Genomic DNA, 10,690 nt, shown 5'->3' on the forward strand with positions numbered 1-10,690 from the left:
GTGACGAACGATCCCTGCCCGGCGCCGAAAAATGTCCGGATCATGCGGAAAACGGCTGGAGTTCGCGGGACGCGCGCCCGCGTCCCCGGGCAACCGGCGACGCGCGCGCACGACTCAGTCCATCCGTCGCGCGGTTCCCAACAATCCGGTCTCGGCGTCCGTCGCCTGCGTCATCACGTACTGCCGGTCGCGGTCGGTGCACCACAGGGTCACGCCGTCGGCGAGCGTCGGCAGCGACTCGTACTCACCGCGCGGCAGCCCTATCACGCGCCCGATCTCGTTGGCCTCGTCCGGTGACACCCGCTGCACGCCGACGAGCCGGGCCTGGCGCATCAGGCGCGGCGCGACCGGGCTCAGGTACGGCAGCAGCGTCAGCACCGACTGCCAGGGCGCGGAGGCCACCCGCCCGCGCGGGGGCCGCATGCCGCAGTCACGGATGACGAGCACGGGACCTCCGGCGGAAGCACCCTGCGGCGGAACCCGCCCCACGTCGTGCACGGTCATCCCCGACTGCCCGCCGCCGACCGCCTGCACGAGCTGCGCCCACTGCTGCGCGCGGCCCGTCTCCACGGCCACCCGCGCACCCGTCGCGGCCGCCCGCAGCGCGAGCACCTGCGCCGTCCACAGGCCGCCGATGAGCACGATGTCGTACGGCGTCGGGCGGTTGACGCCCATCACCGCGGGCTGTCCCTCGGCGTCGACACCGACGACCACGCCGTCGTCCCCGATGGGCAGCGACAGGCTGTCGAGCTGCTCGGGGGAGAGGGAGTGCCGCTGGTGACGGGGACCGAGCAGGCCGAACCCCGTCCGCAGGCGCTCACCGAGATCGGGGAACTGGCTGGTCATGGCCATCAGCGGGCACCTCCGAGCGGCAAAGTGGCGAGAACGCCGGGCAGTTGCTCACGGTCGAGCCGGACGAGCCCGGTGCGCACCTGGCGCGCCGCCCGCTCCAGGTCACGCCGGGCGGTGGTCAGCTCGCTGTCGCTGCGCCCCGTGATCCGCATGTGCCCGGCCATGGTGACGTCCTGCTGGTCGCCCTTGGCCAGCGTCAGACTGAACGTCGTCGCGAGCGCGGGCACCGTCGTCAGCTGGGCGATGAGCTGCGGCAACGTCGCGCCACCGGCGCCCAGTTGGGGCCAGCGCCGCACCCAGTACGTGGTGTGCCGCCGGTTGTCGCAGCGCCAGCTGCGCCCGGACTCCTCGGTGCGCCGCTGCGGCGCCTCGCTCCGGCCGGCCTGCGCGGTCACCATCGGGTTGGCGCACGCGGAGGTGGCGACCGCGGAGATCAGCTCCTCCTCGGTGAGCACGCTCGCCCGGAACCCGGCACCGCGCAACCGGCTCGACAGATGCTCGGCGACGCGCGCCAGGGACTTCTGCGCGCCGACCACGCCACCGCCCCGGGCGGCCACGGCCTCCGGGCACAGCTCGGGGTCGAGCTTCAGCGCGATCCACGTGATGCGCACCGCGGGCGACCCGGTCTGCGCCTGCAACGGCGCGTAGTTGCTCACGGCCACCGACTGCTGCGGCAGGTGCAGCGCGGGAGCGGGCTGCGTGTGCAGCACGATCTGCGCCGACTCGAGCCGAATGCCGTCCACCTCGAGCGCGTCCCGCACCAGACCGACCGGCAGCGGCCTGCGACTGCGCTCGGCCCGCAGCGCGGTGGCGTCGGACTCGACCTGCAGCACGGCGGTCAGGAAGCCCCCGTCGCCGACCATGCCGACCGGGCGCTGGTCGCGGTCGTCGCCGCGGTTGTGGCTGTACGTCCGCAGGCTCGGGTCGCACTCGACGGCGGGCGCGAGACCCGGCTCGGTCCCGGGCGGCACCGGGGTGCCCGCCGCGGCGCGACGCCGGGCCCGCATCGCGAGCACGGTGCCCAGCCACTCCGGCAGGGAGCGCCCCCGGCGACGTACAAGAGCGAGCACCAGCAGTACGGCGGCGGCCGCGCCGGTCGCCATCATCGCCATCGTCCCGGCCACCCAGCCGCACACCACGAGGGCGGCGGCCAGCTCGATCATCACGAGCCGCTGCGCGCGGAACGAACCGCCGCGGCCGGAGCGCGACTTCAGGTGCGGCGTCACGGCCCCGCGATACGGCGCCGGGGAGCCGGAGCCCGAACGGGAATCACGCGAGTTCTGTGCAGGAATGTGTGACGTCTGTGAAGGAGAAGGGGAGCCATGCGGCGAACCCTGTCCAGAACGGTCACCCGATCGTGACCTCGATTGCGACCGCGATCGAGCCCGCGTTGCGGAAGCCATCACTCCAAACCCCCCGAACTCTCCCGAAATCCCATACGCAAAGGCCCCTCGAAAAGACCCCTCGGGCCCCTTGGAAGGGCTCAGCACCCTACCCGTGCCACACGCGTAACGTCGTAACAGGCATAGTAGGGGCCGGGTCTGACAGCCACGGCAGCCGCACGACGGTCGATCGGCGGCCCGAGGCACGCACAGTCGACACCGGTCGACCGAAGTCGGGGGAACGCGCCCCCACGGCTCCGCACGGGGAGAGAGCGGACACAGATGGCATCACGGCGGGACGAACTCAACGCCTATACCTTCGCGAAGCGGCGCACCCTTGCCTCCTTCGTACAGCCCTCTCCGTCGGGTTCGGAGGAGGGAGCACCCAGGCCGCTGCGGGCGCTGCTGCCCGGCACGATCATGGGCGTGGTGATCCTCGCGGTCTTCGGCGGGATCGGCCTGTTCAAGCCCACGGCGCCGAAGGACTGGGACGAGACGGCGACGAACGTCATTATCGCGAGCGACTCGACCACCCGGTACGTGGTCCTGACGACGGGCAAGCAGAAGCAGCTCCATCCGGTCCTGAACATGGCCTCGGCCAAGCTGCTCCTCAAGGACTACACGGACAAGGCTGTGACCGTCGACGAGGGCGTCCTCGACAACGGCGACATCTCGCACGGTGCCACCCTCGGCATCCCGTACGCCCCCGACCGCCTGCCCAGCGCTGCCGAGGCCAAGGCGGCCAAGCGCTGGATGGTGTGCGAACGCCCCAGCGACGGTGGCCGCGCCATCCAGAAGGCGGCGTTCGTCTTCGCCAAGAAGGACTGGAAGAAGACCGAGGGCCGCAACCAGCTCAACGGCGGCGACCTCATGTACGTAGCCGACTCGGTCACGAAGAAGCAGTACGTCGTCGACGCCAAGGGCACCGCCTACCCGATTGCCGACCCGAAGCAGGAGGGCGTACTCACCGCGCTTGACACCCAGAGCCGCACCCCCCAGCGCGTCTCGTCCGACTGGCTGAAGACGCTCCACCAGGGTGACCCCGTCGCCATCCCGAGCGTCCCCGGCAACCCCGGCCAGACCGCAAACGCGGTCGTGGGTACCGGCAACGCCAAGTATGACAAGGTCGGCACGGTCCTCAAGTCGCTCGACGGCACGAAGACGCAGTACTACGTGGTGCTGCAGGGCAAGGTCGCGCGCATCTCCGAGTTCACCTCACGCTTGCTGCTCAACAGCCAGCAGCTCGTCGACGTCAACCAGTCCGACCAGGCGCAACAGGTGAACCCCGCCGCCGTCCCGACCAGCGTGCCGTTCGAGGCCGAGAGCGCCAAGTGGCCCATGTACCAGCCGGAGACCGTGAACGACGGCGCGAGCGCGATCAGCGGCCGCAACACCGTCTGCAACGTCCTGCGCAAGGTCGGTGGCGCCGACGGCACGACGCTCTCCACCTGGGTCGGCACCGACTTCCCGCACGAGTTGCCGACCGGCTCCTCCAGCGCGTACGTCACGCCGGGCTCCGGTCAGGTCTTCCGTCAGATCCAGGGCACGGAGACCAAGGCGGGCGGCATCTTCCTGGTCACCGACACCGGCCTGCGTTACGCGCTGCAGTCCAACGCCGACAGCACGAGCAGCGACAGCAGCGTTGGCACCTCCGCCAAGGAGCGCAAGGCGTTGGAGAACGAAACGCAGATCACGCAGAAACTGCTCGGCTACGACAAGGTGACACCGCAGCCGATCCCCATGACCTGGTCCGCGTTCCTGCCCACCGGGCCGCGCCTGTCCAAGCCGGACGCCGGCCAGCCGCAGGGTTCGTAAGCGGCGACCGGGCGCGATGGGAACGGGGAGAGGCCACCAACTGATGCCGAGTACAGAGAACGTGGAGCAGGTGGAGCACGTGAGGCTGACGCACCTCACTCACTTGAGGCGGGCCCTGCGGCGCCCGGGCGCGCTGGTCGCGGCCACGGCACTGACGGCTTCCGTGTCGGTACTCGCGCTGCCGGCGGCGCCGGCGACGGCGGACGGCGGGGAGTGCACGTTCGGCGGGAAGGACTACAAGGGGCGCCCCTGGTCGCTGCAGCGCGTCAACCTCGACGAACTGTGGGAGAGCGCGACAGGCAAGGGCGTCCGGGTGGCGGTGATCGACACCGGCGTGGACACGAAGAACCCCCAACTCACCAACGCCGTACAAGTGTCGGCGGGCCGCAACTTCCTCCCCCCGAAGGACGACAAGGGCGAGAAGATCGAGGACCGCGGCAACGAGCACGGCACCACGGACACGGTCGGCCACGGCACCCGCGTCGCCGGCATCATCGCCGCCCGCAAGGACGAGAAGAACACGGGTTTCGTGGGCCTGGCCCCCGACGCCACGATCATCCCCATCAAGCAGAACGACGCCGAGGGCCACGGCGACTCCAACGATTTGGCCACGGCGATCAACTACGCGGTGCAGGCCAGGGCCGACGTCATCAACATCTCCCAGGACACGGAGAAGGCGCTGGCCCCCGACTCCAAGCTGGAACAGGCAGTCAACAACGCCCTGCAGCACAAGGTGGTCGTGGTCGCCTCGTCGGGCAACGACGGCCTCGGTGGCAACCAGAAAGCGACCTACCCCGCCTCCTACAAGGGAGTCCTGGCGGTCGCGGCCTCGGACCGCAACAACGAGCGGGCATCTTTCTCGCAGTCCGGTAACCAGGTCGGCGTGGCGGCCCCCGGCGTCGACATGATCTCCACCGTCCCCAAGGGCGGCCACTGCTCAGACAACGGCACGAGCTTCTCGGCCCCGTACGTGGCAGGCGTGGCCGCGCTCCTCAAGCAGCACCACAAGGAGTGGACGGCACAACAGATCGTCGCTCAGATCGAGGAGACGGCGGAGCGTTCCATCCCCGGCCACGACAACCGGGTGGGCTGGGGTGTCGTCGACCCGGTCAGGGCGGTCACCGAAATCGCCGACCCCAAGAACCCGATCGAGTCCCCGAAGCCCGACACGGCCGCCGCCAACGTCGAGCCCCCCGACCTCGCCACCGTCCACTTCGGCGAAACCGCCGACGAACGCAACTCCCGCCTGGGAACCTATGCGGCGGTCGGCGCGGTAGTGGTGGTCCTGGGCCTCGCGGGCGGGGCGGTGGCGGTACGGGACGCGCGGCGCAGGGGGGCGGATCGCGGCGCGTGACGGGCCTGGCACTGCTGCTCTTCGCTCTGTCGGCCCTGCTGATCGCGATGGCATGCGTCAGGGCGGACTGGGTCCGCTCGATCCGCCGCCGCACCTATCCGTCGGGCGGGGAGCTGCCCACGTCGGCCTTCGTGACGGCGCGGGTCCTGTTCCTGGCGATGTCTCTGTGGGGCGTGTGGCAAGGCGCGCAGGCACTGGCGCTGGACAGCAACTCACGATGGAGCCACGACGAGTTGACGAGCGCCGTGCAGCAGACGACGGACAACCTGGACGGCTACTGGTACCGCGTCGACACGCTGATCCACGACAACGCCTACTTCGACGACTACGCGACGCTCATCGAGGACAGGGTGATCCGCTACGGAGGCGGCGGCGCCCCGGAATCGAGCGTGGGCGCGTCACCGGTGTCCGGAGACGCGGACACCGCCGGAGACTTCACGGTCCAGGCGAACGGCACGGAGAAGGCCTTCTGCCTCCACGTGGAGAACTCCCGCGACAAGAAGCTGGACCACACGCCGCCGGGGATCGCGGGGGGCGAAAGCAGCGGGAGTTATCGGGAGTTGGGGTATCGACTGGCTGTGACGGCGCGGGGCGGGGCCTGCTGATCTCGAACGGGGCGCACGAGTCACCGGCTGCTGCCCCTTCCGCATGCAACCGGCGACCTCTCAAGGGTTGGCGGGTTTTCGACTTGTGCCGACCTCGCTCGAAATGACTGTCGCGGCATCGGGGCGGAGTCGTGAAGGGGTGGTGAGGGCGCGTTTGCGCGTGTGTTTGCGCTGATAGCGTTCATTAACTCAGCGCTGATACGCCTGTGACCAGGCGGAGTTGGAAAACGGGGAGCTGTCGTGGCTGGTGATCTCGGAGTGGGACCAGGTGTCCTCAAGCACGGTGCGAAGGACATTCTGGACGTCCTGAAACCAGTCAAGAAAGTGGACCTGGGTGACCTTTCCGATGGTGCCACTGCCATCGAGGATGACGACGCCGGCGCGGCACTGGTGACGTTCTGCGCGACGTGGGAGTCGGGATCCGGCTTCCTGGCCGACTGCGCGGCGACCCTGGCGGGCGGTCTGGACAAGGCCAACGGTGACTACGAGGACACGGATGAGGCGATCCGTGGCGCGGTCAAGTCCGTCAAGACGGCGCTGGCTTAAGGCCCGTACATACGCGTGGCGTAGGCATGGGGACATGACAGGAACGGGGATGTCGTAGACATGGCAGGCGCACTCGGGTCGACGAACGACCCGAAGGACCTCATCCCGGGGGACGCCGGCAAGATCGGTGGCTTCGAGACGACGCTCAACAAGTGGTCGGGCACGTTCGAGAAGATCGGTGACGGACTGCGCGACGTGCGCATCAAGGGCTGGGTGGGTCAGGCCAGCGATGCCTTCTGGCCCACCCTGGGTAAGGAGAAGACCAACTGGTACTTCGCCAGCGATGCGATGTCCAGCGCCGCCAAGGCCATCCACTCCTACGCGTCCACCCTGACCTGGGCCCAGGGGCAGGCCGGAACGGCGATCGATCAGTGGAAGACCGGGAGTCACGAAGCGGCCGAGACCACCCTGAGCGCCGCACGCAAGCAGCTCAAGGAAGAGGCCGAGAGACTCGGCAAGAAGCTCACCGGCCTCGCAGGGAGCGCCAAGGACAGCCCTGACTGGCTGGTGGCGGTCAGGAGTGGGGTGGACGTCAAGAAGTGGGCCGAGGATCACGGGGTCGGCAAGAGCGCCATTGCGCCCGAAGCGTGGGCCAGGGAACGCAAGACGTGGTTCGGCACCCAGGAGAATCCTCGCCACACGGAGAAGGTGTGGGGTAAGGACGAGGACGGCAACTGGTACTTCCGCAACAAGCCGGCCGAGTCCGAGGACGGTGACGCGACACCAGGCAAGAAGGCCGAGGTGAGCATCAAGCTTGCCGAGTGGTCCGACAAGGGCAGTCTGTGGTCGAAGAACCTGGCGTCCGGTGACTTCTCGGGGGGTGGTTTCAAGGGGAAGTACGCGGCGGACGTGTCGGCGCTCGGCGTGGACGGTTCCGTCGGCGCGAGCATCACGAACGGGCAACTGCAGGCCGGAGTCGCCGGGACCGCGTACCTCGCTCAGGCATCCGCGAGCGGCAACGTCGAATACGGTTACGCAGCTCTGCAGAGCGAGGGCAAGGCATTCGTCGGTGCGGACGCCCAGGCGAAGCTCTCCGCCGGTAAGGATGGACTGCACGCAGGTGCCGAGGCATTCGCCGGAGCCAAGGCCACGGGGTCGGCTTCCGCCGATGTCGCCGGCGTGGGCGCCGGTGTGACCGGCGAGGCCTGGGCGGGGGTGGGCGCCGAAGCCAAGGCGGACCTTGGAATGAAGAACGGCAAGTTCACCATCGGTGGCGAGGTCGGAGCCGGTTTGGGTATCGGTGGAAAGGTCGGTTTCAATGTGTCCGTCGATACCGGCAAGGTGACCGATGCGCTCGGCGACGGTGCCGACGCTGTGGGCGATGCCTGGGACCACACGGTCGGCAGTTGGCTCTAGCCGGAGTCGAAGTTCACCGAGGGATTGGATCCACCATGACGGCCACGTTGCCGGTCAAGATCACTTTTTCGTTGCCGGACGGATGGCAGGCGGCACCGCCGAACGAAGTGGGAGCGCCGAACGTAGCCTTCGTTGCGCTCCACCCCGCGTCCATCGACGGCGGATTCACGGCGAACATCACCATCTCAGGTGGGATGCGCAATGACGCCACCACCATGTCGCAGATCGCCGACGAATCGGTGCCGCGGCTGGAACAGGGCGGCCCCGTACGCGTCCTAAAGAAGGCCGAGATCGGCACGCCGGATCTCCCAGGCCTCACAGATGCCCCGGGAATCGTGCAGAACCTCGTTCTCTCCACCACGCTGCGGGGAGAGCCGATCGAGCTGTGCCAGAGTCAGGTGTACCTGGGCATGGAAGATGTCCGGAATCCGGCTCAGCGCGCAGTGATCGAAATCGTACTCACGGCAAAGCAGAACCAACTGGACGAGGTTATCGGGGACTACAAGGAATTCCTGCGGACAGTGCGTCCGGCCGATGAGTCTCCGGCTCGGGCGGAATAGCCGCCCACATATGCGCAGTGCCCCTTGTCCCGGCGGAACCATGCTCCGGGACAAGGGGCACTCTCCGTCGTCAGGCTGCTGCCCAGGCCTGAGCGGGAATCCGGTCGAGCACATCGCACAGGTAGTTCAACCTCTCTTCGAGGGCCTGCGGTGACAGGGTGCCTGCGTACCAAGTGAACAACTCGTCGTCGCGCACCCGGATCGGGGACTTCTGGGCACGCGGATCCGAGAGGAGGAAGGCCATGAACGTGTCGTCCAGAATGTTCCGGGCAAAAGATTCGTCTCGGGTGTCAAGGCGGAACTTTTCATCGAATTCCGGCACGCCGAGCAGTGTCCTGGGCCCCCGTCCGAGCACTGTGTCCAGCTTGCCTGGGCGCCCGATCTGCATGAACGGCCCTGAGCCGGGCGCTGTGACCAGGATGACCGTCTCAATGGTGAGCTTCTTTGATTCTCCGACGCCACTGCTGCCCGATAGGGGGTTCGAGTAGCGGTACTCGAAGCATTTGAAGGAGCGTCCGCGAAAATCCCCTGTGATGTAGTGCCATGCAGTCAGGTTCGAGCCGCTGCCCGGCATGGGGCCCACACCGCAATATTCGGTGGCCCGTCCGCGTGCTCGCTGTTCGTACGTCCAACCACGGTTCGCCGCGACGCGCGAAAGTTCGGCCCAGCCCTCTCTGGTGCGCTTGTCTTCCTTGTTGCTGCGGACGAACGCTCTGATGACGAGGGTGAACATCCCCACGATGGCGGCGAAGAAGGCCACCTTCGCCAGGATCATTAGCAGTTGCTCCATGGCCCGGATTATTGCGGATTTCATGTGCTCCTGTGAACTGTGCTTGCCCTGGAGTGCTGAGAGTGAAGATCGTTTGGTGGCGAGGCGAAGACTCCATGAAGCATCGCGATCTGCCGGGTAGAGGATGAAATGCGTCAAGTGTGTGCCCTGTATGCGCCCTATGCTGAGCGCGCCGCGGGCCGCCGAATGTGCCGCGCGTCCCCATGCCTTCGCCTGCCTGGCCACCTGGAATGGAACCACCATGATCAAGTCCCGCCTCTCCGCCGTCACGTGGGGCCTCTCGGCCGTAGCCGCAGGCGCCCTGCTCGTCGGCTGCGCGGGCTCGGTCAGCGTGGGCAGCTCCGACCCCAAGGTGTCCAAGGGCAAGCTGGCCGACACGGTCGCGCAGCAGCTCGCCGCCTCGACAGGCCAGGCGAAGCCGGACATCACGTGCCCCGAGGACCTCGTCGGCAAGAAGGGCAAGACCACCCGCTGCAAGCTCACGGCGTCCGACGGCAGCACGCTGGGCGTGACGGTCACGGTGACGTCGGTCGACGGTGACGACGTCAAGTTCGGCATCAAGGCGGACGAGACGCCTACGCCGGCCGCGAGCTGAGGGCCGTACAGTCGGCAGGGCTCACCGGCACGTCGCGGACCGTTCGACGGCCTTGGTGTAGCCGGTTATCAGCTTCTTCATCGCGGCTTCGTCGTCGACGCCGGACGCGAGGGCCAGGGCCTGGACCACCGCGTAGAGGTCCTGCTCGGGATGGTTCGTCGACTTGCAGGACGCCTTCTTGCCGACGCCGCCCATACCGGCGTAGGCGAATCGCTGGTCGTCCGACATCGTCTCGTCGCCTGCTCCGGCGTGCCTGGGTTCTTCTTGCCCGGGTCGCCGCCGCGCTCGTCCCACCGGTTCGACACGTGGTTGAGCCGGGCCTCGTCCCACAAGTTGTCGTCCGGCGTGTGCACCTGGCCGCCGATCATGGCCAGGTCGCTGTGCCTCACCTTGAGGTCGCCGTTCTGCATGGGCAGCGCTGCCGTCTCCAACTGCACCTGGGGCGACTGCTGATCGGGGCATTCGCCTTCAGCTGCTCCCACGCATCCCGTGCCATGGACGCCCCCGTGTACCTGCCCGTGTCCGCCTTGTGGAGGCCCCGGCTCCGGGGCAAGCGAGCAACTCGCCGAGGCTTTCACATCGGGTGCAGTTCCGATCTATTGGATTTCGTTTGTGGACGTCTCGTGGAGGCTCCAGAGCTGTGCCGGTTCGAATGTCTGCATTCATCCCTACGAGACCGGTCCGCGTGTGGGAGCCCCACGGAAGGGTGTCGCGCCGATCGCCATTTGAGCGTGGGAGGTTGTCCCGATTCGCACCGGAAGTGGTCACTCTTGATGCAGTGAGCCCTTTCCAACCTAACGGCGATGACCGTGAGTTGGACGGCTCTGCACAACGA

General features: G+C 67.9%; 11 protein-coding genes. 7 read left to right on the plus strand and 4 right to left on the minus strand.

Annotated elements, in window-relative coordinates:
* Positions 1-114: 114 nt before the first annotated feature.
* Together AB0J02_RS28075 and eccE are read right to left on the minus strand one after the other, a co-directional pair.
* Positions 115-852 (minus strand): hypothetical protein, encoded by a 738-nt coding sequence (locus AB0J02_RS28075; RefSeq protein WP_363196555.1) that lies wholly within the window; start codon positions 850-852, stop codon positions 115-117.
* A complete protein-coding gene (gene eccE / locus AB0J02_RS28080) occupies positions 852-2,015 on the minus strand; it encodes a type VII secretion protein EccE (RefSeq protein ID WP_363196574.1) in 1,164 nt (387 codons plus the stop codon). Before eccE ends, AB0J02_RS28075 begins: the two co-directional genes overlap by 1 nt.
* A 501-nt stretch (positions 2,016-2,516) precedes the next feature.
* Here eccE and eccB point away from each other — a divergent pair.
* From eccB to AB0J02_RS28110, 6 genes are all read left to right on the plus strand, one after another.
* A complete protein-coding gene (gene eccB, locus AB0J02_RS28085) occupies positions 2,517-4,049 on the plus strand; it encodes a type VII secretion protein EccB (protein ID WP_363196556.1) in 1,533 nt (510 codons plus the stop codon).
* 43 nt (positions 4,050-4,092) lie between these two features.
* Entirely contained in the window at positions 4,093-5,403 is a 1,311-nt protein-coding gene (gene mycP / locus AB0J02_RS28090) for a type VII secretion-associated serine protease mycosin (RefSeq protein ID WP_363196557.1), read from the plus strand.
* Positions 5,400-6,008 carry a hypothetical protein gene (locus AB0J02_RS28095; protein ID WP_363196558.1) on the plus strand — a complete coding sequence of 203 codons (609 nt, stop codon included), beginning with the start codon at positions 5,400-5,402 and terminating at the stop codon, positions 6,006-6,008. Before mycP ends, AB0J02_RS28095 begins: the two co-directional genes overlap by 4 nt.
* A 240-nt stretch (positions 6,009-6,248) precedes the next feature.
* The gene (locus AB0J02_RS28100; protein WP_363196559.1) at positions 6,249-6,554 is read left to right on the plus strand and encodes a hypothetical protein; all 306 of its coding nucleotides are present in this window, start codon (positions 6,249-6,251) and stop codon (positions 6,552-6,554) included.
* Between the two features lie 60 nt (positions 6,555-6,614).
* Complete coding sequence (locus tag AB0J02_RS28105) at positions 6,615-7,910, plus strand: putative T7SS-secreted protein (protein ID WP_363196560.1); 1,296 nt, start codon at positions 6,615-6,617, stop codon at positions 7,908-7,910.
* 35 nt (positions 7,911-7,945) lie between these two features.
* The gene (locus AB0J02_RS28110) at positions 7,946-8,470 is read left to right on the plus strand and encodes a hypothetical protein (protein ID WP_363196561.1); all 525 of its coding nucleotides are present in this window, start codon (positions 7,946-7,948) and stop codon (positions 8,468-8,470) included.
* A gap of 70 nt (positions 8,471-8,540) precedes the next feature.
* Here AB0J02_RS28110 and AB0J02_RS28115 read toward each other — a convergent pair whose 3' ends face one another.
* Complete coding sequence (locus AB0J02_RS28115) at positions 8,541-9,260, minus strand: hypothetical protein (protein WP_363196562.1); 720 nt, start codon at positions 9,258-9,260, stop codon at positions 8,541-8,543.
* 241 nt (positions 9,261-9,501) lie between these two features.
* Between AB0J02_RS28115 and AB0J02_RS28120 the strand changes: the two genes are divergently transcribed.
* Complete coding sequence (locus AB0J02_RS28120) at positions 9,502-9,855, plus strand: DUF4333 domain-containing protein (RefSeq protein WP_363196563.1); 354 nt, start codon at positions 9,502-9,504, stop codon at positions 9,853-9,855.
* Positions 9,856-9,876: 21 nt separating this feature from the next.
* Here AB0J02_RS28120 and AB0J02_RS28125 read toward each other — a convergent pair whose 3' ends face one another.
* Entirely contained in the window at positions 9,877-10,083 is a 207-nt protein-coding gene (locus tag AB0J02_RS28125; protein WP_363196564.1) for a hypothetical protein, read from the minus strand.
* Positions 10,084-10,690 lie beyond the last annotated feature (607 nt).

The organism is Streptomyces sp. NPDC050264, from assembly GCF_040655895.1.
Classification (GTDB): domain Bacteria; phylum Actinomycetota; class Actinomycetes; order Streptomycetales; family Streptomycetaceae; genus Streptomyces.

Bases quoted from the DNA above. Each gene is read 5' to 3' on its own strand.
- AB0J02_RS28075 (WP_363196555.1), bottom strand. From the start codon at position 852: ATGGCCATGACCAGCCAGTTCCCCGATCTCGGTGAGCGCCTGCGGACG.
- eccE (WP_363196574.1), bottom strand. From the start codon at position 2,015: ATGATCGAGCTGGCCGCCGCCCTCGTGGTGTGCGGCTGGGTGGCCGGG.
- eccB (WP_363196556.1), top strand. From the start codon at position 2,517: ATGGCATCACGGCGGGACGAACTCAACGCCTATACCTTCGCGAAGCGG.
- mycP (WP_363196557.1), top strand. From the start codon at position 4,093: ATGCCGAGTACAGAGAACGTGGAGCAGGTGGAGCACGTGAGGCTGACG.
- AB0J02_RS28105 (WP_363196560.1), top strand. From the start codon at position 6,615: ATGGCAGGCGCACTCGGGTCGACGAACGACCCGAAGGACCTCATCCCG.
- AB0J02_RS28110 (WP_363196561.1), top strand. From the start codon at position 7,946: ATGACGGCCACGTTGCCGGTCAAGATCACTTTTTCGTTGCCGGACGGA.
- AB0J02_RS28115 (WP_363196562.1), bottom strand. From the start codon at position 9,260: ATGGAGCAACTGCTAATGATCCTGGCGAAGGTGGCCTTCTTCGCCGCC.
- AB0J02_RS28120 (WP_363196563.1), top strand. From the start codon at position 9,502: ATGATCAAGTCCCGCCTCTCCGCCGTCACGTGGGGCCTCTCGGCCGTA.
- AB0J02_RS28125 (WP_363196564.1), bottom strand. From the start codon at position 10,083: ATGTCGGACGACCAGCGATTCGCCTACGCCGGTATGGGCGGCGTCGGC.